Genomic DNA, 25,824 nt, shown 5'->3' with positions numbered 1-25,824 from the left:
GACTTATGAATAAATATCAGAAAAAATTAATCATAATTGGAGATAGTGGGGTTTACGGATGGGGAGATCTAGAGGGAGGAGGATGGTCTGAAAGATTAAGACAAAACTGGTTAAATTTAGATGGTGCACCTATCATTTATTCTCTTGGAATAAGAGGAGATGGATTGGAGAAAGTTGCTATAAGATATAAGAATGAGTGGGCATCAAGGGGAGAGTTAAGGAGAAAAGTTCCTGAAGGTATTTTGCTATCAATTGGATTAAATGATACAGCTAGAATTGGAAGAAAAGATGGCAGGCCCCAACTCTCCGAAGATGCTTTTAAATTTGGCTTAAAACAATTAGTAAACGAAATTAAGCATCAAGTAGATATAATGGTTCTTGGATTAACACCTGTTAATGAAGACTCAATGCCTTTTGCAAAATGTCTTTGGTATTCAAATAAAGCTTGTTCTAAATATGAAAATAAAATTGAAGAAACTTGTTTAGAATTAAATGTTCCGTTTTTATCTATCCATGAGAAAATGATCAAGCTATTATCATTTAAAGAATTACTCTCATCAGATGGAATACATCTAAATACTAAGGGTCATAAATGGATTTATGACCAAATTAGTGAATGGCCAGCACTGAAGAATTGGGCTGATTTAAAATAAACATTTCAAACAAACTTCAAATATAAAAAGATAGAAATTATAGCGGCTATAGATGTCTGGATAGAATTAACTAATTCATTAGTCATCCAATCAATCTTATTTTGAACTACTGCTCCAATATAACTTTCCAAAAATGTTGCTAAATAACCAGAGAAGAAGACTATAAAAGTAACAGATAGTCCAGAAATAATCGATAGATTAAGCATAAAAACAGTCATGATAAAACTTCCTAACAAACCAGCTATTGAACCTTCGATACTTATTGCCCCCTCTGTTCCTGGTGATACTGGCTTTAAAGTCGTAATTAGAAAAGTTCTTTTACCAAATCTTTTGCCAATTTCACTTGAAAAAGTATCGGAAAGTTTTGCACTGAAACTAGAGGCAAAACCTACCATAAATAAATTTAAAAAATTCGGCCAAAGACAACTTAATAAAGCGAGTGAGCAACCTGTTGCTGCAGACCCCCATACATTTTCAGGTCCCCGTTGACCACCTCTGGCTTCAGCAATCCCTCGGGAAGCCTTATTTTTGTATCCAATTTTTGTAACTAAAGTTCCCAACAAGAGATATACACAGACTGATATCCAACCATTCCAACCAATAGATCCTAATAAAAGTGTTCCAAGTATTCCAGCATGAATCCAACCTTTCTTAGTTAAAAATGGAAGCCTATGTCCCAACAATATCAACAAGAAATTAATCAAAAAAGCATTAATCCAAATACCGTTAAAAAAAGAGAAGTTAGCCATCGTTCCTAATCAGCATGCCTATTTCTAGACAATAGACGGTTTTATGATTAAAAATATTCAATCTTAAAGGGATGATTTAACTCTTCTCCATGAAATCATTAGCTGGCATGCACTTACGGCAGCTGTTGATGTTCTCAAAATATTTTCTCCCATAGACACCCCAGACAAGCCAGAGTCAAAAGCTAATGCCTCTTCATCTTTATTCCAGCCGCCCTCAGGGCCAACTACTAACCAAACTTGATTGACTTTGTATGATGTTTCTTTTAACCAATTCACACAATCTTGCAATTCTTCAATACGAGTTGTGGCAAATCCTATTTGAGCTTCGGAAGGCAAATCATTTATCCAATTGGGAAATGTCGATGCCTGCATTAGTTCTGGACTCCAGAGTCTCTCAGATTGCTCAACGGCTTCATGAATAATTTTTTGATATCTAATCAATTTTTCGTTATTGCATTCTTTAACTACTGATCGTTTTGAAATCAATGGTTGAATAATGTCAACTCCTATTTCAGAACTCATTTGCAAAAAGTTTTCAAACCCCTGTTTAGGAATAACTACAGCAATGCCTATTAATGGTCTCTCTCTTGAAACGACTTGAAGAGGTTTATCTAAACCATTGGTAAGTTTTATAGTTTTTCTCCCAACAACTTTTGCATTCCAAAGATGACCTTTTCCATCAATAACCTCTAAAAGATCTTCAGATCTCATCCTCATAACCCTAGATAAATAATGTGATTCATTAGAGGTCAATATCAACTCTCCATTTGAATCGATTTCATCACTTAATCGATTTGGATTTATAAATAATCTTCTTTTCTCAGCCATAGAAAATTAATCTGTTGAAGAAAAAATTGCATCAGGATGTTCTTCTACTGGCCAATCTTGATTTACTCCTCCGATAATTAGTTCCTCTATTTTCACAACATCAACATCCATTTGTTTTAGTACATTTATCAAAATATCAATTGCGATGAGGTCAGAAGTACCTAAATCGACCCAACATCTCGCCCAACACTCTTTAAATTCAAATTCTCCAAGATTATGCATTAAAGAGGGAAGACTAGAGGAGGTATCGTCATTTTCATAGCTCATCCAACTGACATCTGAACCCATTTCGTGCGTTTGCAAATTTTCAGAATTAAATCCCCCTAGTCTGCCTAGTACATACCAAGAATCAAAAATACCATCGACATATTCTTTTTCTCCCTTGCTTGGGACATCTGAATATCTAAGCCATATCCAACAATTGAAAGGATCAACTTCACGAAATCGAACTTCCATAAACAATAGATCTTAAAAAAGAAAAACTAAAAGATATCAAACATAATCTAATGTAAATTGATTAAAGAAAATTGAAAACTCTTTATTTAATTGATCAAAGTCTCAATAAAAAAGAATGCTTAGTTTAAAAAATATTTATTACCATCCCTCAACAGCAAAGAACCCAATCCTTAGAGATTTGTCTTTAAAATCAAATACTGGAAAAATCACAATAGTTAGAGGACCCAGTGGAAGTGGAAAAACTACTTTAGTAGAAATAATTAGCGGTCTATCGGGATTTCAAAAAGGAGAGATCACATGGTTCAACAAAACTCTAAATGCACGTCAGCGCAGGGGTTTATGTGGATTAGTTTTTCAATTCCCAGAAAGATATTTTCTTGGATTATCCGTAGCTCAAGAATTACGTCTTGGTCATAAGAGATTAACGACTGAAGAACAAATTTCAACTCTCAGAAAAGTGGGGTTAATCAACTTGGATTTAAAGAAGCCGCCAGAATCTCTTAGTGGAGGACAGCAACGACGACTAGCTATTGCTGTTCAACTATTAAGGAGTCCAAAAGTACTTTTATTGGACGAGCCAACAGCAGGTTTAGATTGGTCGGTGAGAAACGGAATTATAGAATTACTTTCAAAGCTTAAAGACAAGCAAACTATTTTAATAGTTACTCATGAACCCGAACTTTTTAAAAATTTGAATACCGACAATTATGAGTTGCACAAAGGTCAACTTATCCCTGAGTAAACATTTCAACTAATCAATGACAGATTTACTAGTTAGGGCTACTGCTGCGAAAGGAGGGATCAGGCTAGTCGCCGTATCAACGACTGAATCAACAAAAGAAGCAAAAAAAAGACATTCTCTTTCATATTTAACTTCTGCACTTGTAGGCAGGGCCATGAGTGCAAGCCTCTTACTTGCAAGCTCAATGAAGGTAAATTATGGAAGGGTGACTTTGAGGGTAAGCTCAAATGGACCATTAAAAGGATTAACTATTGATGCGGGTAGAGATGGAAGTGTGAGAGGTTACGTCGGCGATCCAAGTCTTGAATTGGACCTAATTAAAAATAAAAGCAATCACTATACATTTGATTTTAAAAAAGCTACAGGTATTGGCTATCTTCACGTTATTAGAGACGAAGGGAAAGGGGAGCCACACAACAGTACAGTTGAATTAATTAATGGGGGTATAGGTGAAGACATAGCTTCCTATTTATTACATTCTGAACAAACTCCATCAGCTGTATTTGTTGGTGAAAGAATTAATCAGGATGGAATAGTTTGCAGCGGAGGACTTCTAGCACAAATACTACCTAAAGCAGAACGAGACTATTCATTAATAGCCCTACTTGAGGATCGATGTAAAGAAATTAACTCTTTTAGTGACTTATTAACCAAAAAAGGGACTAACCTTATTTCTCTAATTGAGGAAATATTTCCTGATCTTGATCAATCACATTCAGATATTATTAGTACATCTCAAGAAGTTCGTTTTAAATGTAGATGCTCAAGAGAAAGAAGCTTATCAGCATTGAAGATATTGGGGGAAAAAGAGCTTCAAGAAATGATAAAGGAGGATGGGAAAGCAGAACTTACATGTCAATTCTGCAAAAATATTTATCTTATTAACGAAGATGAATTGTTATCTTTAATCGATTAAAGGATTAATCAAGGAAAATCACTCCTAACCAAAGTAAAAATACTGCGGGTATCGCTTCAAATTTATCTGAGGACAATGATCCAGCGTTATCAACAAATGATTGAGCACCTCCCAAAAGTAATGCACCAGATAGAAGTCCAACACTCAGAAGAAGAATGCACCAGAGGATAGAGGAAAAGAAAGGCCTACCTCTACGAGACTGACTAATAAATAAGCCTATTGTTGAGAATGAAAGTATTAATTCAACACTTTCAGAAGGCACAATTAAAACAAGTAAAAAAGCCAATATTCCAAGAGAAATTCTTATATTTAATTCTTGTCCAGAGGGCAACTCTAAACTTGGTATAAAATTAGATTTTGATGCCTCATATTTTGGAAGATTTAAATTTTTCAATCTAGTGAGAAGAGAACCAGGTCCTATGTCACCAACTTTCTTTGCTTCATTTTCTTTCTTTGATGCAGTTATTGCCTCGTTACTTGCATTACCAAGTTGTCTTGACTTAAGACTTACCATAAGCAACGAATCATAAGCAGCTTCTATTTTTGCTTTAGTGATTTGGTCTTGTCCTGCCTCTATTAATTTTTTGTCCCTTGCTTCTTGAATAGCATCAAAACTTGCACCCTCATTTATTCCAAGTATCAAATATGGATCTTGTGAATTTGAATTTGATTGTGAATTAGTACCAGGATCCATAGATTTTCAAAAAGATTTATGAACTCTCTTTGTTAGTTAAATATTAATCTATTTTAAAGGGAAACAGGATCAACACCACTGACAACCGGAGCAACTGAATTTAATTCCATTTCAGGATGATCTTCCTTTAACTGATTTAAATTCCATTCATTTTTAAAAAGCAGTACTGGTCTAAGCCAAGCATCCTGAACAGTTTTGCAATTAAAAATTCTACCAACCTCCTCTAAAACAGGCCATCCTCCTTTTACCCATCTAGCAACTTGGAAACCCATTGGTTCAAGCCTAGTTTCCACGCCATATTCACTAGCAAGTCGATGTTGTACTACCTCAAGCTGAAGCTGACCAACTGCGGCCAAAATTGGATCTCTTTTGCTTTGATCTTTATCGTAAAGAATTTGGACTGCTCCCTCCTCTCTCAATTCATTAACACCTTTTCTAAAGTTCTTAAAAGCTGAAGGATTTGGATTTCGTAACCAGCTAAATATCTCGGGGCTAAAACAAGGAATTCCCTCAAATTCAACTCTAGATCCAATAAATAATGTATCTCCAATAGAAAACATCCCTGGATTATTCAAACCAATAACATCCCCAGGGTAAGCGTCATCAACAACGGCTCTATCTTGTCCAAAAATCTTTTGGGGCCTTGAAAGTCTGATTTGTTTCCCCGTCCTAGCGTGTTGAACTGTCATATCTTTTTTAAACCTCCCACTACATACCCGCACGAAGGCAACTCTATCTCTATGTTTTGGATCCATATTGGCTTGTAATTTAAATACAAATCCACTAAATGATTCTCTTGTAGGAGAGATTGGTCCATCAAAGCTATTTCGAGCAACGGGTCCCTGAGATAGCTCAAGAAAATTATCTAAAAACGGCCTAACTCCGAAGTTGGTCATTGCAGATCCAAAAAATACAGGAGTTAATTCACCAGATGATATTAATTCTTTATCTAGGTCACAACCAGCCTCATCAAGTATCTCAATCTCTTCAAGTGCTTTTGTCAATAGTTCTTCTTCTACTAAATTTTTAAGTTCAGGATCATTAACTTTCAACCTTATTTCACTAGATTGCTTTCCTCTTTCCGCTCGAGAGAATAAAACAACCTCGTTTGTTGCACGCTCAACAACACCTCTAAAAAGCTCACCACTTCCTATTGGCCAATTGACTGCAAAGGTTGATAATCCTAATTCAGACTCAATCTCATCTAATAATTCCAGCGGTTCTTGACCTGGCCTATCCATCTTATTGATAAAGGTAAAAATTGGAATTTGACGCATTCTGCAAACCTCAAAAAGCTTTCTTGTTTGAGGTTCAAGTCCTTTCGCTGCATCCTCAAGCATCACAGCATTATCAGCAGCGGCAAGTGTCCTATACGTATCTTCCGAAAAATCTTGGTGACCAGGGGTATCTAATAAATTAATAGTCTTATCCTTGTACGCAAATTGTAAAACAGTTGATGTAATTGATATTCCTCTTTGTTTTTCAAGCTCCATCCAATCAGAAGTGACTTTTCTCTGCTCTCCTCTAGCTTTTACTGCTCCTGCTTGTTGAATAGCTCCGCCATAAAGTAAAAGTTTTTCTGTCAAAGTGGTTTTCCCTGCATCAGGGTGAGAAATAATCGCAAAATTTCTTCTTTTAGCAACCTCCGTACTCAAAGGTATAGTCACTTCTTCTTCTAAAATTTGATCTAAATTAGTTTTGTCTTGAGGAGTTGATTTCATTATTGTTTTTGGTTGTTCAATTGTTCAGGGAAAAGATTAAATACACCCAATAATCTCAAAATAAAGCTCATCAATTTGAAAAACCTCTAAATGAGACAACCCTGCATCAACTAGCTGTTGAGATACTTCCTCAACTGTAAATGATGCCTTGAGAGATGCATAAAAATCCTTTTTTAGAATTTCTGGAGAATTGGAAAGATGTTTTTCTTTTAGCTCAAATGCTTTTTCCAGAGAAGCAGGCCTTATTAAATCACGATGAATATGAATAGAATTTGATTTACCAAGTTTTTTTAATGCATACCAAAAACAATAAGGATCGTGAAAATGATGCAGAGCACTATTACTGACTAGGACATCAGCTTTGTAAGGAAGATTTATATCACCTGAGGCTATCGAATTGATGTCAATCAATTTATAAGAAAGATTCTTCGTAAGATTGCCGGAAAGTCTGTTTTCTGCTTCATTCAACATTTCCTTTGAACCATCAATCCCAACAACATTTACAAAAGGCCAATTTTTGGCAATTCTCTCTGCAATATTTCCTGGCCCACATGCCATATCAAAAATCAAATCATTTTTATTAAGAGTTCTTCCTGCTTTTTTTAAATATTCTTCAAGCGATTTAACAACCATAGAATCACTCCTAGAAAAGTCCGCATCCGCATAAGCCCTTACCTGCGAAGGGATTTGCATAAGTTCTGGTTCCGGTGTTCTCTTCATTACTAAAAGAAAAAATTTGTTTTCCCCCTTGGAGCCCTGTAGATGGTGTTAAAAAAACTTGCTAACGCTATACATGGCGTTACCGTAGTACTTACCCAAGGGATACAAAGATTTTGACAATCGCAACAAGCCAGCCCGAAACCAATAATTCAGAATCGGGTAAAAAAAATGTCACAACTGATTTTCCAATAACTGCACCTGCAGCAAATCCTGTCTTTTACAGAACTTATAGCAGGAAACTTCCAGCAGGTCGCGAAAGCTGGGAACAAGTAAATACACGAAATCTCGATGGTCTTAAGAAACTTGGAGGATTAAACGAAGCAGAAATAAATTTAATGCAAAGAATGCAACAGGAGAAAAAAGCTCTTCCCTCAGGCCGATGGCTTTGGATAGGTGGAACAGAATGGATTGAGAAAGAGAAGAATTATTCTGGAGCCTACAATTGCACCTCAACAAATCTTGTTGATTGGCAAGCCTTCGGACTTATGATGGATTTGGCGATGATGGGTTGTGGTACGGGTGCAATAATTGAGCCTCACTTGATTGATCAACTGCCAGAGGTTAAAAATACAATTTATATTCAAAATGTTTCAGATATTGGGTTAACCCCTTCTGAAGAGAGAAATGAAAACACTACATTCTCCATTCAAGACAATAATGTACTCATCAAAGTTGGTGATAGTAGACGTGGATGGGTGGATAGCTATCAAAAGATCCTAGAACTGAGTAGTGACATTAGTTTCAATTCTAAAATTATTAATATATCTATTGATTTAAAAGATGTAAGGCCAGCGGGTGAATCACTGAAAGGTTTTGGAGGCATGGCAAACCCTGTAAAACTGAAAGATTTATACCCTCGTGTAGCAAATCTTTTAAATAAAGCCGTAGGCAGGAAACTAACTTCAATTGAATGTTGTCTACTAATCGACGAAGCAGCGGTCACAATAGTTGCTGGCAATATCAGAAGAAGTGCAGGTATGCGTCAATTTTCATCGAACGATTTAGAAGCTGCTGGCGCTAAAGAAAATTTATGGAAGCAAGACTCAGATGGGAATTGGAGCATCGACCCAGAAAAGGATGCATTAAGGATGGCTAATCATACTCGTGTTTACCACACCAAACCCGAATTAAGTGTTCTTATCGAAGCCGTTACTAAGCAATTTCACTCAGGAGAAGGTGCTATTCAATTTGCACCAGAAGCAATTGCTCGCTCTAATGCAGACATCCTTTCAACAGTCGAACTAAGGAATGAATTTATAAATATCTATTGCGATCAAGGTAAAGAAGAGGCCTCTAAATGGATTCAATCAAATTACGGTCCATTTGATGAAAAAGAGCTCTTTCATAGACTCAGTAGATATGGTCTTAATCCATGCGGTGAAATTTTAGGCTCAGATTTCCACTGTAATCTTGCGGAGATCCATCTTAATCAAATTGATCCATTAGATATAAATCAACAAGAAGATGCCTTCAAAGCAGCAGCTTTGTCAGTTGCATGTCTTCTTAACCATCGATTTGAAGTTGAGCGATACAGAAAAAGTCGTGAATGGGATCCAATTGTTGGGGTAAGCTTCACAGGACTTTTTGACTTTTTTGTTCATGCATTTGGGACACCTTGGTTGAAATGGTGGGAAGCCGGACGACCTGAGACAAAAGAAGGTCAAGATTTTAAAATTAAAGAAGCTACTTTTTTGAGTCGATGGAGAAAAATCGTCAACGATACAGTATTTGATTATTGTGATAGACATAATATACGTCGTCCAAGTCGTTGCACAACAGTTCAACCAGCTGGTACAAAGAGCCTTCTAACTGGGGCTTCCCCAGGATGGCATCCTCCAAAAGCGCAGCGTTTTATAAGAAGAATTACTTTTCGGAAGAACGATCCAGTCGCACTAGCTTGTATGGATTATGGATACACGATTGTTCCTTCTCAGTCAGATAAAGATGAGAATGGAAAGCTACTAGACAACCCATTTGATCCAAAATGTACTGAGTGGCTAGTTGAAATTCCAACTGAGGTAAGTTGGGCAAACATACCTGGCGCAGATCAAATAGATATAAATAACTTCTCAGCTCTTGCACAATTTGATTTTTATATGCAAGTTCAAACCAACTACACTGACCACAACACCTCAGCCACAATTGAATTCAGAGAAAATGAGATAGGGGATTTAGCAAAAGCTCTTCATAGCTCTATAAATGAAAACAAAGGTTATATTTCAGCAGCTTTGCTGGCAAGATTTGATGCGAATGCAACCTTCCCTAGACTTCCTTTTGAGCCTATTGATGAAGAATGCTACACAAAGCTGCAAGCAGAGGTCATAGAAAGAAGAAAAGATTGTGATTTCTTTGATGCTCTTAGTAGATATGATCAAGGTGAACTTACTGAGGCAGGTCCAGCTGGGTGCGATTCTGATAAGTGCTTACTTCCACTTGCTAAACCCTCTTAAGACCAGTTCCTCAATCGTTAATGAGGCCGATGACTTTATCTAAACCAAATTAAGCAGTTGATTAAATAAAATAATTTTTTTCATAGAAGTTTTAAAGTTAATTGTCCAAATGAAAAATTGTGGCTAATTATTAGATATGTCTTGTGTTTCTTAAAATTTAAATGACTACGATCAATAAACCATTAAATACAAGTAATAAAAGTGCTAATGATGCACTTATCGACCAACTTAGAGCTTGTCAAAACCCTGAGGAAATTCTGAAATTCGAAAAATGGTTTAATTCAAATATCGAATCTGAAAAACTTTATAAAAGGATCTGCCAACTACTGAAAAGCAGAAGTATTTCTAGAGCATTAGGTTCAAAATGGCTCCTGACACTTATTGAAGATAGAGAAAATACTATAAGTAAGTTGTCAGTTAAATAATCTTTAATCTACCCTACTAATAAAAAAACAGTACCGTTTCTCTTTCTTCTAGAAAGGGAATGGTCCTGATGCACCGCTAGAAGCAGTAAATCCTGACAATGCCCAAATACCAAACGAAAACAGAGCGCATCCAATAAAGAACATCAAGTGAGCTACATAGCGATATTTCTCTTTTTGACTAATGCCACCTTCCATAGGAAGGTCTCCAAGGAAACGAGATTGCGGGCTCTTGTTGCTTGCCATGAATGTGATTTACCAATGTCTGAAATTATCGCACAAATAATATCATTGATATTTATGAATATAGAGAATCTATAGGTTCTGAAATTTTTTTTAGAAAAAAAAGGATTTACTTTAAAAATGAACTAATTGCTTAAAGGGAGAAAGATGTTATTTGAGTAATTTATTTAAATTTTCAGAAGTTAATAAGGTAAAATTCTAAGTGGAGAGTTGGTCGAGTGGTTTATGGCTCTAGTCTTGAAAACTAGCATGGGGGCAACTCCATCGGGGGTTCGAATCCCCCACTCTCCGTTCTTACTTTGGAGAGTGGGGAATACGTAAATATATATTTGCGGATTGATACATTGCAAAATATACGAGAAATTTTTTAATTTAACCAGAAAGCTCCTAGCCTCGAAGAAATGGTTCAAATCCAAATCTTGTTAAATTTTATTTATCCTTAAGTTTACTAACATAAGAAAATCAAATATCTGATTTAGACAAGAATCCTGAAATTCCCATGATTGTTTTATTTTTTCGTTAGTGTATTTTTGAATTTGGCTTTTTTGATTTTTAAGAAACTGATCTAATATCAATTAAAGCAAATAAATAAATCTCAAAGAGTTATTTATTTGTTTTTTCTAAAAAAATTCAGAAAGCCATACATTACTCAATTAAATCAAAATGAGAGAAGAGCGCTACCTAAAAGACAGAGAAGCTATTGTAAGGGCTGACATTTGGAAAGAGATCACGTCATCATGCAAAGGGCTAAGAACTGAGCTGGGCTATACAAATATTCAAATAGTAGAATTTTTAAAAGAAATAACAAAGACATTTGAAAGAGATCAACTTTAAATTCGACAATTATTTATCTACATTATTGAGTTATTGATTATTTTTTACTTAATCATCATTTCTTAGGCTTCAAAAAATATTTTGTATTTTATCTATAAGTTTTGTCAGCCATTAAGCATAATTGTAAATAACTACAAATCCATACATTAACAACATCCCAACATGCTCTAATAGTGAGGTCTTTCCTAAAGCAATATTTCCAAATTTTCTTACTAGCGAAATGATTCATAGAAACTATTTGATAAAATTTATAGAAGATATAATCAAGTTTTTCACTTTTAGAATATGAATCTAAAATTAATTAATAACATAAAAGAGGAGCAGTAAGTAGTGTTTTCTATTAGTAAACGTGACTTCGCAAGTCTAGTTTTTATAGCATTTGTTGGAATAATCCTTTTCTTTTGGGGGCTGGGAGCTACTGGATTGATAGACGAAACACCCGCAAAATTTGCTGCGGCAGGACGTTCAATGAGTGAATCCGGAAATTGGCTAACACCCGTTTCCAATGGAATACCGAGATTTGATAAACCACCCCTAATTTATTGGTTAATGGGATTGATTTATTCAATACCTAATCAATCTTCCTGGGATCCTTTAGGATCATTTGCCGCTCGATTTCCCTCGGCTATTTCTTCTCTCTTACTGATGACAATCTTGGGAGAGACATTGTTGAGATGGCCTCAAAAGAAAAACATTAATCAAAGAAGAACTGCTGTATTTACTGCTCTTTCATTTGCTCTTTCTCCATTTGTAATGATATGGAGTCGTACGGCAGTATCAGATGCTTTACTCTGCGGGACATTTGGTTTAAGCATGCTTTTGCAATGGCGTTGTTATGTAAAACCTAGACAAAATTCATGGGTTTATGGATGGATAATTTTAGGTTTTGCGATACTTACAAAAGGTCCAGTAGCAGTTGTACTAATGATGTTTTCACTGTTTCTCTTTGGACTCTTTCAAAATGATTTTAGTCGATTAAGAAGTCATTTAAAGCCTGGTTATGGACTTTTAGTTGCGATGATTATAAGTATGCCATGGTTCATTATTGAATATATTTTAGAAGGGAATAAATTTCTCAAAAGTTTTTTTGGATATCACAATTTTCAAAGATACACAAGTATTGTAAATTCACATCAAGAAGGAATTTTCTTTTTTGTTTTAATGTTAATCATAGCCTCCTTACCTTTTACTCCTCTTTTAATTCTAGGGATTATCCAAGGAACAAAAGAGATAAAAAGAAATTTCCTTAAGCAGACTCTTCAACCATCTAATTCCTTATTGGTTTTCTCAATATCTTGGCTTTTATCTGTCTTTATATTCTTTACTTTATCCGGTACGAAACTTCCAAGTTATTGGCTACCTGCAATACCAGCAGCCGCAATAATTATAGGACAGGCTGAAAATTTCGAGATTAATCAAGGGAACAATAAAAGTAAACTGTTTAATACTTGTTGGTGGCTATCTATTTTATTCTTATTTTTGATCGCTATTGTTTTTTTATTACCAGTATTGATACCTAATTTGAGTTTTTTAAATAAAGTAAATGATAATGAAATGAATAATTTATCAACCCAACTTATTAGCAGTGGAATATTAACAAGAGGGGGAATATCTTTATTAGTATCTGGGATTCTAGGGATTGTCTCGAAAAAATCATTAAAAATTAATTTATTAATCCTTCAAATTCCAATTATATTCTTTCAATTACTAGCTATTAATCCTTTATTTAAATTAATCGATTTTAATAGGCAATTACCATTAAGAGAAGCATCTAATTTTATAATCAGTTCAAGAAAGCCTGATGAGGCAATTGCAATGGTTGGAATCAAAAAACCATCTATTCACTTTTATACAAATGAGGTAATTTTATATGAATCTAATACAAATGTTAATGTAATTAATTTATCAGAAAGGTTATATCTTGAAAAAAGAATAGGATGGGAAGGATATCAAATAGGGGATCCTAAAGCCTCAGAAAGCCTATTAATTCTAATAGATAATGCGACTTCAAAGTTAAGTCATTGGAAATTGCTTGATCCTGAAAAATTGGGTAGATTTGGAATTTATAATGTATGGCGAGTTGACGTATCAAGGTTGCAATATATAGCTGATAAGTTTAAAAAAGAAAATAAACTAAAATCTTCATGGACAGAATACGATCCTGAAAGATATTAACGATAATATATTAAATCAAAAATTAAAGTATTAAAAAAATTTATTACATTTTAATACTTTAAAAAAGAATTTGTTATTGATTTAGCCATCATTTCTGATATTCCTTCAACAGTCCTTCTTCCATAAATTTGTTGGTTTTCATTTTCATTTAAAAGGTCAACCTGACAATTTCTCTCTAACAAATTAAGAATCAATTTGCAGGTTGAAAGCATATATTTATCCTCTTTGACTGACCCATTAGCACAAAACACACTACGACCTAGTAACCTTCTCTGTGCTTCTGCAAAGGATGCATTAAACTGCGGGCCTTTCCCTTCTATCTGAACAATTAACTTTCCTAGAAGCGCTGCTTGTTCAGTAGCAGTTCCAGCCATACTAATTATAACATTACTGCTTTGAACAACTTTGACAAATGAATCCCTATAGATATTAACGATTGAATGATTTTTTATTATTTTCAATGGATGGTCTTTGTTAGTTGGAAAACACAATCTCCATCCATCCAAAGTTATTATGTTTTTTAAAGAATAGTCATCCAATGTGTGGACCAATGCAACATCAAAACTTATATCAATATTTTTATCCTTTAAATTCGTGACATTTTCAATAACTTTAAGGATTAGACATAAATTCTCACCTACTTCAGGCATTCTGCTGCCAGGCAATATTCCCAAACGCTTATTATGTTTTGGCAAACTTTGATCTCTAGTTAAAAATGGGTCCATAAAAGGGTTTCCAATAAATTCAACTTTGCCAAATATTTTTTTTTTCAAATCATCTGCAGTAAGTTTATCTCTCGTATAAACTTTTAAAAATTTATCGCTAGACAAACAATAAGAACAAGGCCATGGTAACTTTAACTTTCCTTCATAATGACTTGAATACGCGACTAGATAAGTTATCACTGGCAATCTTGTCAACCATGCTACCGTAACGGGGAGAACATCCCCTACGACAACCAACAATTCATATTTAGATGAAATCAAAAATAAAAGGTAAATTCGTTTTATTAGATAAATGATCTGCCCTTGGATTAATTCAAGAATTCGACCTTTCAAACTTGTATATCCCATTCCACCTGTACTAAATGATTTGGTCTTTCCAAGGACTTTTATCCCTGCCTTCAAGTAAGATTCACCATTGCCAACAAGGGGTAATGCCTTTACTTCATGTCCAAGCTTCTTAAATGCATCTCCCATAAGAGACCCTGAAAGGTCTTCTCCGTGCCCATTACTTAAGAAAAGGATTTTTGACAATTAAAAACTAAAATGTCTGAAAAACTAATAAATCAATATTAGACTCAAAACAACTAAACTGAAGTAAAGAAACTATTTGGTACTAGAATTTTAAAATAAATTATTATTTTTCTAAATTTATATTAGACAAATAAATAAAAACTATATTACTATAATAACTTATTTAATGTAGATTTATAAATTACTAATAAGTTAAATACTCTTTGAACGGTAGTAAGAATTTATAATATGGTTAAAATATTCGAAGCCTGATATGATCTCAATTCTTAAGTACCTAAATCCATTTACCATCAGCAAGCCGAAAATCATTTACACAAGTTGGGGAAATATTGAGCCTACTGTAGATATTTTCCCTGTCGTTTATATATTATTTATTTACGGTTTTATATATATATTTCCTTATGGCAGAGACGTCGTAGGTATGAGCTGGTTTGATTGGTTTAGAAGCGAAGATGGACCTTTAGAGTGGATCCAGTTTATAGGATATTTTTTAGGTTTTATATGTTCAAGTCTTATCCTTTTTAAACGCAGAAGAATAGGAATTAATAAAAAATGGATAGCTTGGTTGATCTTAGCTTTGGTTTGTTTTTTTGTCGCTGGAGAAGAAATAAGTTGGGGAGAGCGTATAACCGGGATAGGAATAGATTCTATTAGAGCAATAAATAGTCAAGGTGAGACCAGCATTCATAATATTCACTTTTTTCATCATTATCTATTAGATCCATCTTTCGAGATTTCTTGTCTCTTTCTTGGATGGATTGGTTGGAAAGCATGGCCCTCAATTGATGCTTTCCCTTCAAAAAGATATAGTCTTTATTTCCTATTTGTAGCTTTATTTTATTTCTATTTTGACATCTCTCAGGCATCGACAATAAGTCAAATTCGAAATGATCAGGAAATATTTGAAGTACTAATGTCTCTTGGTCTAGCTTCTCATTGCTGGAATAAAGCATTTCAAAAATGACAGGCAGAGACTAAGAATCTATCTTTATAATGAGTAGATAATTAAAATGAAAATGCCAATTAAATATTTTGATTTAATTTACAACTCTTTTAAATAATATAGGCATAATATATATATAAAGAATTAGTAAATTATTAAAACAAGAAAAAAAATAACATGTCTTTAAGAGCATTATCGTAAGTGTTAAAAAACGTGATTTCCACTAACAATCCAATGATTCACTTGTTTTTTTATTAGTAACGCTATTTGTCCCATTTGCAATAACACACAAGTTTTTCTTAACATCATTAGCAATTAAAACATCAGTAAAATCGGCACCATCAATAATAACGTTTTCGAATTTAGCATTATAAGCAAAAGCACCTTCTAACACACTATTTGAAAGGTTTGCGCCATTAAGGATGGCCGCATCCATTGTCACATCTCTCATATTTGTATTACTTAAGTTAGCGTTTTCAAGCTTTGCGTCAAAAAAGCTAGCTCCTTGAAGATCACTGCCTGAAAAGTCAGCATCCTGGAGATCACTTAAATAAAAAGTGGCACCTTTTAGATCAATATTAGAAAAATCAGCGCCTATCAAGGTTTGCTTTCCATAGTCCAAAGCTGCAAAAACTGGTAGAGAACAATAGAAAACAAGGAATGAGCTTACAAAAACAAGAAGAAGTTTAAACATAAATTTCTTAAAACTACTATTGATTATATTTTAATTCCAAATGGATATAAAAGATATAAATATTGAATTTAATATTTATTAGATAAAAAATAATTCTATAATCTCTCTTAAACCTTAGCAAAAAATATTTACTTTGCATTTATTTTAAGTCAACCTAATCATTTAAGTCCCTATACTATATAATTATTAAATTATATAGTAAAAAATATTCCATACTAGAGTTGTTATGGTGCCAACAAAAAAGATATAACTTAATAAAAATTTCTAACTATCTAGCAAAATTTATTTATTTTTAATATATATTTTCTATATAAAGAAAAATTTATTAGCTAAATTTACCAAATCTAAAATATCAAATTCCCCATAAATGATTAACAATCCATATGAAGTCATAATTATTGGTTCTGGTGCAACCGGAGGTATGGCTGCTTTAACAATGGCTAAGGCAGGAGTAAGAGTATTAGTAATTGAAAGAGGTCCTGAACTTGAAATAAAGAGAGCAAACGGAACAGAGCCTTGCAATATGATTCGGAGACTAATAGGAGTTACAACAGGCAATTATCAAAACCAACCTCAACATCCAGGTTTTTGGAAATCAAATCCATTGTTGTATGCCAACAAAAAAGCAAACCCATACACCCACCCACCGAAAGCTCCTTTCATGTGGACTCAAGGAAATCAAGTTGGAGGAAGAAGTCTTACATGGGGAGGAATAACTTTAAGATTAGCCAAAGAAGATTTTGAAGCCTCAAAAGAGAAAGAATACAATCTTGAATGGCCTATTAGTTATAAAGATCTTGAGACACATTACTCAGATGTAGAGAATTTTCTAGGGGTATTTGGGAACAAAGACGATCTAAATCAACTGCCTAATGGTGAATATATTGGCAAACTTCCATTCACAGAAAGCGAAGAACGATTCTCCTCCAGTATAAAAGAAAAATTAAATCTTCCTTTTATACACTCCAGAGGGTTTGGGGCCAATGAAGATAAAACGAAATGGCCCAAATATAGTAGTCTAGGTAGTACATTAAAAGAAGCAATTAGATTAGAAAAAGTAGAAATACTATCAAATCATATTGTTGAGAAATTAGTATTAAATAAGGATAGAAAGTCTGCGAAGAGTGTTATTGTTGTCAACCAAAAGAATGGAGAAAGAAGTGAAATAGAAAGTAAATTAATCATCTTATGTTCATCAACAATCCAAACAATTAGAATTCTACTAAGTTCCGAAGAGAGCAATAATCACAACGGTCTAATAGATCCATCTCAATCATTGGGAAAGAACTTAATGGATCACATATCAACTTGTAGATTTTTTACTGTCCCAATTGATAAGAATTTTAAAAATTACTCTAACAAGCATCATAAAGATCTTTTAACAGGCGCTGGTAGCTTCTTTATTCCAATAGGCAGAGGACAATCAACTAAAAAAGGCTTTGTTGGAGGATATGGAATCTGGGGAGGAATCGATAGATTTGAACCACCAGACTTCTTAAAAAAATACAATAATACCAAAACAGGATTTCTTATTGGTCACGGTGAAGTACTCCCTAATATTAATAACACTGTTTCTCTCTCAAAAAGCACAGATCAATACGATATTGCTATTCCACACATATCCATAGTTTGGCGTAAAAATGAAAAACAAATGGTCAAAGAAATGAATAGGATGATTGAACTAATTATCAATTCTGGCAATGGAACCATTATCCCAGCAAATGAAATAGTAAATATTCCTTTTGCTAAACAAATTTTAAATAAATCTGTGGCAGTTAATAAGGATGCACCACCTCCAGGTTATTACATCCATGAGGTAGGAGGTGCACCAATGGGAGATAACAAAGAGAAGAGTGTTGTAGACAATTGGAATCGTCTCTGGGAATGCCGAAATGTATTGGTAGTTGACGGAGCTTGCTGGCCAACTTCTTCTTGGCAAAGCCCAACCTTAACTATGATGGCAATAACTAAAAGAGCTTGTGAAAAGGCAATTTTTGACTTTAAAGGTTAAAAATATCATTTAAGTATTTTTCAGTAACGGCCCTATCTTCAGAACCATTTTGAAAAAGAAAATTTGCGATGGCTGAGCTAATAAGCTTGGACTGATCCCACTTCTCATTTCCATTTATAAAATCCTTCATGCCAATATATAGAGCTTCAGGCACTTCGGCCTCAAGACTTATAGACATAAGGTCCAATTCATTTTCACAACATTTAACCTCATCGGTTTTTATTTCTTCAACACGGGTTTCAATTTGATTAAACTCCATTTCCTTTTAAAAAGTTCAATATCTATGAGATAAGGATCTTAAATTTTCAATAAAACGTCAAAGATAAAGAAAAGCTATATAAAGAAAACGAGACAGAGCTAGACTCATTTATCAAAAAGGGTTTTCGAGGAATAATCTCAAAAGAAATAGGTTTATCTATTGAACGTATCTAAGTGTAAATGACTATTAAAATTTTCAATGAATCCCACAAGTCCTTCATTAAAGCTAGGGTCTTAGTATTTTGCAGTGGAAAACTACACACTTGCTGTGGAAATCACTTGGGGAAAAGAGCTGAAAGTAAACATTAAAAAAATATATAGATAACGAGTCCATTGCGTCGCAGCTAAGAAAGAGACAAATGAGTCTTCAATTTAAACCTATTTTTTTTATATTTGGCTTTTGTTTAAAGAGCGAAGCGTGACAGGTCCTAAAGGATGCTGAGCATGTGGATAAGGAAAATGTTCGTGTGAGTGCTCGTGTGTTTTATTCTCTGAGAAATTTTTTTTCTTATTTTTGCCCTCATCTCCTAAATCAGGTTGAATATCTAGGCAGCCTTCAACATGATCATGATGACTTTTCTGCTCATATCCAACCTCACTCTCAAAGCCTAATAAATTCGAGCGGTATTTACATAAGGCGCAATTCATAAAATTCTCTCCACACAAAACTTCTTGAATTCTCTCTATGAAGGTATCAATAACCAAATCTTGATCTGATAGGTAACTTGCATTTAGAAACTGTACGTCAGGATTATCATTTGAAACTTTTAAAGAATGAACTCTAACTCGACTTACCAAAACTCCAGAAAAAAGGAAATAAGGTAAAAGAATTACTCTTTTAAAACCCAATTTAAGAGCATGTCTCAAACCAGGTTCAACAAGAGGAAATGTTACTCCTGAAAAAACGGTTTCACCCCATCCAAAACCAAAACCTTCCACAAGCATCCTTGTGATTTTACAAACATTTGAATTAGCATCTGGATCTGAGGAACCTCTCCCGGCTACAACAAGCAATGTTTGAGAAAGAGGGAAGATTGGATTACTGTCAATTGTTTCTCTAAGTCTTGCGCCTGCTGCTCCAATCATTAACGAATTTAGGCCAAGCTCCCTGCCGTATTGAATAGGAATTCCACTTTCAGCAGAATATTTATTTAGAACTGCAGGGATATCATTTTTAGTATGTCCAGCAGCAAATAACATTGCTGGCAAAGCAATTATTCTTCTTATTCCCATATTTCTAAGTTGATCTAACGCTTCACTGATGATCGGACGATTAAACTCTAGGAAACCAAAAACCACAGGAATATCTGGTATTCTGGCTTTTATTTTATCTACAACATTAATAAACTCTTTTACTGCTTGAGAATCTCTACTCCCATGCCCGCATAAAACAATCCCAATATCAGATGGATATTGGAATTTAATTGAAGCTGAGGAAACCAAAATGATTTAGCAAAAGACTACTTAAATTGATTATGTTTTTATAAAATATAACCAATTTAAGAAACTCATTATAGAAAAAGGAGCAAATTATCAAAGATTTAATATCACTACAAAATCAAAATTCCAATGACAGTGATGTCCTTGGCGTTTTTGAAGCTGTCAACGCAGAATTATTCCAATCCCTAAAAGGATCTGAACAAAAGTCCAATCCTTTTTTAGTTTCTAGTGGAGGTACTACAAGTAGAGCTGCAGCAGATAAACATTGGATATTAGATCTAAGAAAGAACTACCAAAACATATCTTTCGATCTAGACAAAAAGCATGTAGAAATTGAAGCTGGAGTAACTATGGGCGAGTTATCCGGTTTCTTAAAAAATCATAATAGAAGTTTTCCAATTGGTTTATCAGGGAAGACAGGAATAGGATATGTTTTGACCGGTGGAATAAGTCCACTTAGTAGAAGCAGAGGATTAGCAATTGATCAAATCGTTGAAATTAAAGGATTTTGGGGAAATGGGAAGGAGTTTCATTTATTTCAACCAAACACACAAAAAGAATCATTCTTCGAATGGAAAGCCCTTTGCGGAGCCGCTATATTTCTAGGAATAATTACAAAAGTCAAGCTAAAGACTCAGCCATTAAGACCACTATTAAGTTGGACAGCAAACCTTTCATTCGCTCAGCTATCAGAATGTATTAATCAAGCCGAAAGTTGGCCTAATTCACTTAGCTTTCAATGGATTTGTGGAGATGACATTTTTGCTCATGCAATTGGTGAAGTTATAAATGCTGATGATGAGTCCATCTTAATTAAACTATTAGAGAAATTGCCATACTCGCGAAATAGAATAATTAATAAAGTCAACGAAATGAATTCTTTACCAAATCTAAGCTTAGGAAAGACTAAAAATAATAATTCAATGCACTCTGAAGTATTAGGTTTACTTGGCCCTGCTTGGCAAAAGAATAATTCAAAGGTATTAAAAATTATTCGTGACATGGTAAATAAAAGGCCTAACAAAAGTTGTTATTTAGCTTCTCAACAATTAGGAGGCATAACACATATAAATAATAAAGATACTTCATTTATTCATCGTGAAGCGACATGGAAACCTTGGATTAATGGAGCTTGGGATGCCTTCGATCAATCAAAAAGAAAAAGAACGCTCGAATGGATGGAGGAGGCTTGGGATAACCTAGAATTCATATGCCCTGGTGTCCATCTTGCTCAAATACACCCCCACTTAGATTGGCATCAAAGAGAATTATCCTCAGCATTCAAAGAATGGCTTCCGACATTACAAGAAATTAAAGGGATTTATGATCCAAGAAATTTAATGCCACCTTTAAAATAGTTCACTATATTTATCGAAGATAATCACTTCCCTAACAAAGTTAATAAAGTCAAATACTTAGGCTTACACGTTGATAACAGAACCACAACCATTGTTGAAATAATAAGTTTCTATGTGATCGCCACGAAGTGTTTGATTTAGTCAAATCAAAGTTTTCTGGAGGAGGGACATCACCTCTTTTTTTATCTCTTTCCATCTCAGATTTCAATCTATCAACATTATATTCTGGATGCCCCAAATGCATTAATTGCCTTTGGTCAGGTGTTTCAAAAATTGTATAACCTACTTTTTCCCCATGGGCCAATAATCTAAGCTTGCCATTCTTTTCTGCTTTTTCCATTTCAATATCTGACAAGCCAGCATGTCTACTTTGTGGGCAAAGAAACTCATCATCTTGTGTACCCATTAAAGAATGGCCAGGCACAAGACTCCTCATTGGGTATACACCAAATAGCTTTTTATTAAAATTATTTTTCTCAACTCCAGCCATATATGCCATTGCGAAACCAGCCCAACATAACCCTAGGGTACTTGCACATTTTAATTTTGATTCCTCGATTAGACTTACTAATTCTTTCCAATAATTAACCTTTTCGAAAGGGAGATGCTCCACAGGAGCTCCAGTAATAATCAAGCCATCGAGAGGCATTGGTGACATTGCCTCCTCCCAATAGACATATAAGTTTTTTAGATGTTCTAAATCCCATGTTTTATATGAATGGGATTTTAACCTTATCCAAATAGGTTCTATTTGCAGAGGAGAAAGTCCCAAGGGGTGCAATAAATTAAATTCATATTGTTTTCCCAATGGCATAATATTTAATATCCCAATCCTAAGAGGTCTAATATCCTGCCTTTCTGCTAGTTCGGGCTCAATCCATGAAATATGATTTTTTTCAATTGAGGATATTTTATGATAACTACGTGGAAGTATTAAAGCCATATCTATATAACTACTTTGAAGTTAAATTAAATTTAAGGCCTGCTCAAAGTCATCTAAAATATCGTCAATATGCTCAATTCCAACTGATACCCTTACCATAGTAGGAGTAACGCCTGCAGACAACTGTTCCTCAGGAGATAATTGTTGATGAGTTGTTGAAGCAGGATGAATTACTAATGTTTTAGCATCGCCTACATTTGCTAAATGACTAGAAAGTTTCAAAGAATTTATAAAAGTTACAGCATCATCAAAGCCACCTTTCAGAGAGAAAATCAACATGGAACCTTTTCCTCTATTGGTCGTATAAGTAGAGGCTCTTGAATGGTATTTGTCGTTAGGCAATCCTGGATAACTAACATTATCAACTTTTGAATGATCCTCTAACCACTTAGCCAATGAAAGAGCATTAGAACAATGTCTTTCTATTCTTAAACTTAAAGTTTCTAATCCTTGAAGTAATAAAAACGAGTTAAAAGGACTAATTGCAGGCCCCCAATCTCTTAACCCCTCAAGTCTGGCTCTTAAAGCAAAAGCAATATTTCGATCGGCAGGGACTCCAAGCATTCCGCAAATATCACTACCAAATCCAAAAGCATCCCAATGAACTAAACCATGATAAGCCGCACTGGGTTGACTCATTAAAGGGTATTTTCCATTTCCCCAATCAAAAGTTCCTGCATCAACAATTACGCCTCCAAGGCTAGTGCCATGACCTCCTATCCATTTTGTAGCACTTTGAACAACCACATCAGCCCCATGCTCAATAGGACGGATCAAAGCCCCAGCAGCTCCAAGAGTGTTATCAACAATTAAAGGTATGTTTTTCGATTTTGCTAACTTCGAAAGTCCCTCAAAATCAGGGATATTAAATCTAGGATTCCCCATTGATTCCACATAGATTGCTTTTGTAGATGAATCAATTTGTTCTTCAAAGCTCTCGGCATCATCCCCATCAGCAAACTTGACATTAATTCCTAAGCGTGGGAATTGGACTTTAAATTGGTTATAACTACCTCCATACAAAAACGAAGTTGATACAAAACTATCTCCTGCAGTAAGGAAATTGGTAATTGCGATAAATTGTGCAGACTGTCCCGATGCTGTAGCTAAAGCAGCGACTCCTCCCTCAAGAGCAGCAATTCTTTTCTCAAAAACATCAGTTGTAGGATTCATCAAACGGGTATAGATATTTCCGAATTCCTTTAAGCCGAATAAGTTCGCACCATGATCAACATCGTTAAAAACATATGAACTTGTCTGATAGATAGGAACCGCCCTTGAGTTGGTAGCAGGATCTGGCACTTGGCCTGCATGCAATTGAAGCGTTTCAAAACGTTGGGAAGTCAAAGAATTAATTATCTCTATTTTCTTTTTAGCCACATAAGTCGAAAAATGCCTACTTAATTAATCCAATCATTAGGAGGTAAAGATTTATCCGACTCGGCTAGTGATGGTAAATTATCTTTAATAAATGTTAAAAGTTTTTCATTCACTATTTTACGAAATTCAAGAACATTTGCTTTATCTAGAATTTGATAATCTTGATTGCCTTCATGATCACCATCTCGGAGTGATCTCCAACTAGCGTTTTCACCACTTGATTTTGCACTAGCCAAAGCACCTTGGAAATCAAATTGTTTGGTGATAAATGAGTCTTTAAATATTTCCAAAGCTGTTTTGACTAAATCCTCTCTAATAGGACCAATTAATTTAGCTTTTATAGTATCTGGCAAGCCTAGTACTGGCTCAAAATAATCAATAACACGGAGTTCCTCTTCTAGAAAAATTGGCCAAACCCCTCTCATACCCTCATCAAGATCTTCATTTAACTCAAACTTATTCATTTCATTCAAGAAAAACTGAATCCAACAATAATATGACTTTTCCTTGAGAGGTTTTTTAACTGAAACTTTGTTTTTAGAAATTTCAGGTAATAAAGATTCTGCTTTTCTCAGAAACAATCTATCTTCTCTCTCTAAATTGATAGAGCCCCACCTTTGTCTGTAATCCCATAATTCAATATATTTATACAAATCTTCCTGATTCCAACCTAACTGTTTAAGCTCATCAGCCCTATGGGTTAATTCCTTTGCCACAAGAAAAAATAGATATCATTTTTACTTTAGTGACAAGATGGGGTATGTGAAAACCCTAAACAATTTTTTGTACATCTGAGACAAAAGTTTGGTTTGCGAAAATCCCAATTTCATGAAGTAAATTTGACAAAATAGGAATTTGCGCAACTAAACTTGAAAGTAATCTGTATTGAACCTCTGCTCTATATAGATTTTGAGTTTGGTATTTTATTTTAAAGTACGTATTTGATTGCAAAAAGTCGTTCAAAAATCTAATTGATAATTCAATTATGATCAAATAAATAAATTCGGGAAGGAATTCAAAATAGTGATTACCGTTTTGATTTGATACTGAGAAATATCCTTCAAGAAAATACTTACAAGCATTAATATCAAAGCATACATTCTCTATATTTTCTGGATCTCCGCCTGCTAGATTACAAATTGAACGAATACAGTCAGCCAAATCAGTAAGAAGATAACCAGAAGAGACAGTATCTAGATCAATCAAAGAAACAACATATTTTGAGTTAATATCAAAAAGAAAATTACTAAGTTTAGGATCACCATGTATAACGGCAGGATCTATTGATTTTTTCTCTATAGATCTTAGAACTGAAGTAGCATATAATATGTGATTAGATAGACTAAAAATTAATTTTTGAACCCTTTTATTAACTTTATAATCTAACTTGAGAAAGTTATAATCTTTAAGATTTATCATATACTGATCTATATAGTACTTAGTATTATGGAAATTTTTTATACTAATTCCTAATTTTGAAGAATCCAGATCAGAGCAATTTATATGAAACTTAGCAAGGCCAAGACCAGCTTGATAAGCCATTTTTTTATCTTCTAAAGTATCTAAGCTATAAGTATCATCTATATATAACATTGCTCGCCAAAATTCAGAACCAAATTGGAACGCAAGAAGGTTATTATCTCTACAACTAATCAAGGCTGGAACCTCCCATCTTTGACAATCAAAATCAAGATAATTTCTATTAATATTTTTTCTAATGTGATCTGTTATTAATTTATGGTTCATATTAACTATCTCATGCGATTCAAATATATTACTTAGGCACTGTAAAATAAATTTAGACTTTACCCCATCTATAGAATGATGAATAATATAGGTTTTATTGATAAGCCCAAAATCTATCAAATCTATCTTTAACACTTTACTATTATTGAAAAAATTATTTGTAATCAGTATTATTTTTTGATAATCCATAGA

25 protein-coding genes and 1 tRNA gene are annotated in these 25,824 nt (G+C 34.1%); 11 read left to right on the top strand and 15 right to left on the bottom strand.

All coding sequences use genetic code 11. The features are described from left to right. Positions 1-5: 5 nt before the first annotated feature. Positions 6-653 (top strand): GDSL-type esterase/lipase family protein, encoded by a 648-nt coding sequence (locus AC6EI0_RS00530; RefSeq protein WP_498522597.1) that lies wholly within the window; start codon positions 6-8, stop codon positions 651-653. 5 nt (positions 654-658) lie between these two features. Here AC6EI0_RS00530 and AC6EI0_RS00525 read toward each other — a convergent pair whose 3' ends face one another. From AC6EI0_RS00525 to AC6EI0_RS00515, 3 genes are all read right to left on the bottom strand, one after another. Next, positions 659-1,402, bottom strand: a complete 744-nt coding sequence (locus tag AC6EI0_RS00525) for a TIGR00297 family protein (protein ID WP_498522596.1) — start codon at positions 1,400-1,402, stop codon at positions 659-661. 63 nt (positions 1,403-1,465) lie between these two features. Continuing rightward, complete coding sequence (locus AC6EI0_RS00520; protein ID WP_498522595.1) at positions 1,466-2,230, bottom strand: 16S rRNA (uracil(1498)-N(3))-methyltransferase; 765 nt, start codon at positions 2,228-2,230, stop codon at positions 1,466-1,468. Between the two features lie 6 nt (positions 2,231-2,236). Then, complete coding sequence (locus AC6EI0_RS00515; protein ID WP_498522594.1) at positions 2,237-2,686, bottom strand: DUF3531 family protein; 450 nt, start codon at positions 2,684-2,686, stop codon at positions 2,237-2,239. Between the two features lie 115 nt (positions 2,687-2,801). Here AC6EI0_RS00515 and AC6EI0_RS00510 point away from each other — a divergent pair, with 115 nt between their 5' ends. Together AC6EI0_RS00510 and hslO are read left to right on the top strand one after the other, a co-directional pair. Beyond that, positions 2,802-3,428: an ABC transporter ATP-binding protein gene (locus AC6EI0_RS00510; protein WP_498522593.1), complete on the top strand. Its 627-nt coding sequence runs from the start codon at positions 2,802-2,804 to the stop codon at positions 3,426-3,428. 16 nt (positions 3,429-3,444) lie between these two features. Then, positions 3,445-4,344 (top strand): Hsp33 family molecular chaperone HslO, encoded by a 900-nt coding sequence (gene hslO, locus AC6EI0_RS00505; RefSeq protein WP_498522592.1) that lies wholly within the window; start codon positions 3,445-3,447, stop codon positions 4,342-4,344. A 4-nt stretch (positions 4,345-4,348) separates the two neighbouring features. Here hslO and AC6EI0_RS00500 read toward each other — a convergent pair whose 3' ends face one another. Genes AC6EI0_RS00500 through AC6EI0_RS00490 form a run of 3 tightly spaced genes read right to left on the bottom strand, consistent with a single transcriptional unit; the run spans position 4,349 to position 7,479 of the window. After that, entirely contained in the window at positions 4,349-5,038 is a 690-nt protein-coding gene (locus tag AC6EI0_RS00500; RefSeq protein ID WP_498522591.1) for a CPP1-like family protein, read from the bottom strand. Between the two features lie 53 nt (positions 5,039-5,091). Continuing rightward, a complete protein-coding gene (locus AC6EI0_RS00495; RefSeq protein ID WP_498522590.1) occupies positions 5,092-6,759 on the bottom strand; it encodes a peptide chain release factor 3 in 1,668 nt (555 codons plus the stop codon). A 36-nt stretch (positions 6,760-6,795) separates the two neighbouring features. Then, entirely contained in the window at positions 6,796-7,479 is a 684-nt protein-coding gene (locus tag AC6EI0_RS00490; RefSeq protein WP_498522589.1) for a class I SAM-dependent methyltransferase, read from the bottom strand. Positions 7,480-7,598: 119 nt separating this feature from the next. On the opposite strand from AC6EI0_RS00490, the gene nrdJ reads away from it, so the two are divergent. Together nrdJ and AC6EI0_RS00480 are read left to right on the top strand one after the other, a co-directional pair. After that, a complete protein-coding gene (gene nrdJ / locus AC6EI0_RS00485; protein WP_498523556.1) occupies positions 7,599-9,929 on the top strand; it encodes a ribonucleoside-triphosphate reductase, adenosylcobalamin-dependent in 2,331 nt (776 codons plus the stop codon). A gap of 161 nt (positions 9,930-10,090) precedes the next feature. After that, positions 10,091-10,354, top strand: coding sequence for an RNA recognition motif-containing protein (locus tag AC6EI0_RS00480; RefSeq protein ID WP_498522588.1), 264 nt, complete (start codon positions 10,091-10,093; stop codon positions 10,352-10,354). A gap of 48 nt (positions 10,355-10,402) precedes the next feature. Here the strand turns inward: AC6EI0_RS00480 and AC6EI0_RS00475 are convergent, their stop codons facing one another. Next, a complete protein-coding gene (locus AC6EI0_RS00475) occupies positions 10,403-10,597 on the bottom strand; it encodes a hypothetical protein (protein ID WP_011293625.1) in 195 nt (64 codons plus the stop codon). Positions 10,598-10,798: 201 nt separating this feature from the next. Between AC6EI0_RS00475 and AC6EI0_RS00470 the strand changes: the two genes are divergently transcribed. The 3 genes from AC6EI0_RS00470 to AC6EI0_RS00460 all read left to right on the top strand — a co-directional run bounded on the left by AC6EI0_RS00470 (position 10,799) and on the right by AC6EI0_RS00460 (position 13,603). Then, positions 10,799-10,885, top strand: a tRNA-Ser gene (locus AC6EI0_RS00470). Between the two features lie 372 nt (positions 10,886-11,257). Further along, positions 11,258-11,428, top strand: coding sequence for a hypothetical protein (locus tag AC6EI0_RS00465; protein WP_498462485.1), 171 nt, complete (start codon positions 11,258-11,260; stop codon positions 11,426-11,428). Between the two features lie 330 nt (positions 11,429-11,758). Further along, a complete protein-coding gene (locus tag AC6EI0_RS00460) occupies positions 11,759-13,603 on the top strand; it encodes an ArnT family glycosyltransferase (RefSeq protein WP_498522587.1) in 1,845 nt (614 codons plus the stop codon). A gap of 50 nt (positions 13,604-13,653) precedes the next feature. Here AC6EI0_RS00460 and AC6EI0_RS00455 read toward each other — a convergent pair whose 3' ends face one another. Further along, positions 13,654-14,859 (bottom strand): lipid-A-disaccharide synthase-related protein, encoded by a 1,206-nt coding sequence (locus AC6EI0_RS00455; protein WP_498522586.1) that lies wholly within the window; start codon positions 14,857-14,859, stop codon positions 13,654-13,656. A 253-nt stretch (positions 14,860-15,112) separates the two neighbouring features. Here AC6EI0_RS00455 and AC6EI0_RS00450 point away from each other — a divergent pair, with 253 nt between their 5' ends. Then, positions 15,113-15,823, top strand: a complete 711-nt coding sequence (locus tag AC6EI0_RS00450; RefSeq protein WP_498522585.1) for a pectate lyase — start codon at positions 15,113-15,115, stop codon at positions 15,821-15,823. Positions 15,824-16,025: 202 nt separating this feature from the next. On the opposite strand, the gene AC6EI0_RS00445 is transcribed toward AC6EI0_RS00450, so the two are convergent. Next, positions 16,026-16,496, bottom strand: coding sequence for a pentapeptide repeat-containing protein (locus AC6EI0_RS00445; protein ID WP_498522584.1), 471 nt, complete (start codon positions 16,494-16,496; stop codon positions 16,026-16,028). A gap of 367 nt (positions 16,497-16,863) precedes the next feature. Here AC6EI0_RS00445 and AC6EI0_RS00440 point away from each other — a divergent pair, with 367 nt between their 5' ends. Then, the gene (locus AC6EI0_RS00440) at positions 16,864-18,507 is read left to right on the top strand and encodes a GMC oxidoreductase (protein WP_498522583.1); all 1,644 of its coding nucleotides are present in this window, start codon (positions 16,864-16,866) and stop codon (positions 18,505-18,507) included. On the opposite strand, the gene AC6EI0_RS00435 is transcribed toward AC6EI0_RS00440, so the two are convergent. Then, positions 18,497-18,766 (bottom strand): DUF2811 domain-containing protein, encoded by a 270-nt coding sequence (locus AC6EI0_RS00435; protein ID WP_498520690.1) that lies wholly within the window; start codon positions 18,764-18,766, stop codon positions 18,497-18,499. The two genes, AC6EI0_RS00440 and AC6EI0_RS00435, sit on opposite strands and share 11 nt — an antisense overlap. 386 nt (positions 18,767-19,152) lie before the next feature. After that, positions 19,153-20,208: a sirohydrochlorin chelatase gene (locus AC6EI0_RS00430; protein WP_498522582.1), complete on the bottom strand. Its 1,056-nt coding sequence runs from the start codon at positions 20,206-20,208 to the stop codon at positions 19,153-19,155. An 86-nt stretch (positions 20,209-20,294) separates the two neighbouring features. Here AC6EI0_RS00430 and AC6EI0_RS00425 point away from each other — a divergent pair, with 86 nt between their 5' ends. Next, positions 20,295-21,563, top strand: a complete 1,269-nt coding sequence (locus tag AC6EI0_RS00425) for an FAD-binding protein (RefSeq protein ID WP_498523555.1) — start codon at positions 20,295-20,297, stop codon at positions 21,561-21,563. A 49-nt stretch (positions 21,564-21,612) separates the two neighbouring features. Here AC6EI0_RS00425 and AC6EI0_RS00420 read toward each other — a convergent pair whose 3' ends face one another. From AC6EI0_RS00420 to AC6EI0_RS00405, 4 genes are read right to left on the bottom strand one after another with little or no spacing between them, the layout of a single operon-like run. Next, the gene (locus tag AC6EI0_RS00420; protein ID WP_498462477.1) at positions 21,613-22,506 is read right to left on the bottom strand and encodes a homoserine O-succinyltransferase; all 894 of its coding nucleotides are present in this window, start codon (positions 22,504-22,506) and stop codon (positions 21,613-21,615) included. Positions 22,507-22,527: 21 nt separating this feature from the next. Next, positions 22,528-23,853: an O-acetylhomoserine aminocarboxypropyltransferase/cysteine synthase family protein gene (locus AC6EI0_RS00415; protein ID WP_498523554.1), complete on the bottom strand. Its 1,326-nt coding sequence runs from the start codon at positions 23,851-23,853 to the stop codon at positions 22,528-22,530. Between the two features lie 53 nt (positions 23,854-23,906). Then, positions 23,907-24,602, bottom strand: coding sequence for a hypothetical protein (locus tag AC6EI0_RS00410; RefSeq protein ID WP_498522581.1), 696 nt, complete (start codon positions 24,600-24,602; stop codon positions 23,907-23,909). A gap of 55 nt (positions 24,603-24,657) precedes the next feature. Continuing rightward, positions 24,658-25,821, bottom strand: a complete 1,164-nt coding sequence (locus AC6EI0_RS00405; protein ID WP_498522580.1) for a phosphotransferase — start codon at positions 25,819-25,821, stop codon at positions 24,658-24,660. Between the last annotated feature and the right edge of the window lie 3 nt (positions 25,822-25,824).

Source organism: Prochlorococcus sp. G5PB11, from assembly GCF_059772425.1.
Note: the sequence above shows the minus strand (reverse complement) of the source record. Positions and strands in the feature narration are given on the sequence as shown.

Coding starts and splice junctions, on each gene's coding strand:
- AC6EI0_RS00490 (WP_498522589.1), bottom strand. CDS start 7,479: ATGAAGAGAACACCGGAACCAGAACTTATGCAAATCCCTTCGCAGGTA.
- AC6EI0_RS00420 (WP_498462477.1), bottom strand. CDS start 22,506: ATGGCTTTAATACTTCCACGTAGTTATCATAAAATATCCTCAATTGAA.
- AC6EI0_RS00475 (WP_011293625.1), bottom strand. CDS start 10,597: ATGGCAAGCAACAAGAGCCCGCAATCTCGTTTCCTTGGAGACCTTCCT.
- AC6EI0_RS00435 (WP_498520690.1), bottom strand. CDS start 18,766: ATGGAGTTTAATCAAATTGAAACCCGTGTTGAAGAAATAAAAACCGAT.
- hslO (WP_498522592.1), top strand. CDS start 3,445: ATGACAGATTTACTAGTTAGGGCTACTGCTGCGAAAGGAGGGATCAGG.
- AC6EI0_RS00445 (WP_498522584.1), bottom strand. CDS start 16,496: ATGTTTAAACTTCTTCTTGTTTTTGTAAGCTCATTCCTTGTTTTCTAT.
- AC6EI0_RS00510 (WP_498522593.1), top strand. CDS start 2,802: ATGCTTAGTTTAAAAAATATTTATTACCATCCCTCAACAGCAAAGAAC.
- AC6EI0_RS00495 (WP_498522590.1), bottom strand. CDS start 6,759: ATGAAATCAACTCCTCAAGACAAAACTAATTTAGATCAAATTTTAGAA.
- AC6EI0_RS00515 (WP_498522594.1), bottom strand. CDS start 2,686: ATGGAAGTTCGATTTCGTGAAGTTGATCCTTTCAATTGTTGGATATGG.
- AC6EI0_RS00520 (WP_498522595.1), bottom strand. CDS start 2,230: ATGGCTGAGAAAAGAAGATTATTTATAAATCCAAATCGATTAAGTGAT.
- AC6EI0_RS00480 (WP_498522588.1), top strand. CDS start 10,091: ATGACTACGATCAATAAACCATTAAATACAAGTAATAAAAGTGCTAAT.
- AC6EI0_RS00465 (WP_498462485.1), top strand. CDS start 11,258: ATGAGAGAAGAGCGCTACCTAAAAGACAGAGAAGCTATTGTAAGGGCT.
- AC6EI0_RS00530 (WP_498522597.1), top strand. CDS start 6: ATGAATAAATATCAGAAAAAATTAATCATAATTGGAGATAGTGGGGTT.
- AC6EI0_RS00450 (WP_498522585.1), top strand. CDS start 15,113: ATGATCTCAATTCTTAAGTACCTAAATCCATTTACCATCAGCAAGCCG.
- AC6EI0_RS00500 (WP_498522591.1), bottom strand. CDS start 5,038: ATGGATCCTGGTACTAATTCACAATCAAATTCAAATTCACAAGATCCA.
- AC6EI0_RS00405 (WP_498522580.1), bottom strand. CDS start 25,821: ATGGATTATCAAAAAATAATACTGATTACAAATAATTTTTTCAATAAT.
- AC6EI0_RS00440 (WP_498522583.1), top strand. CDS start 16,864: ATGATTAACAATCCATATGAAGTCATAATTATTGGTTCTGGTGCAACC.
- AC6EI0_RS00525 (WP_498522596.1), bottom strand. CDS start 1,402: ATGGCTAACTTCTCTTTTTTTAACGGTATTTGGATTAATGCTTTTTTG.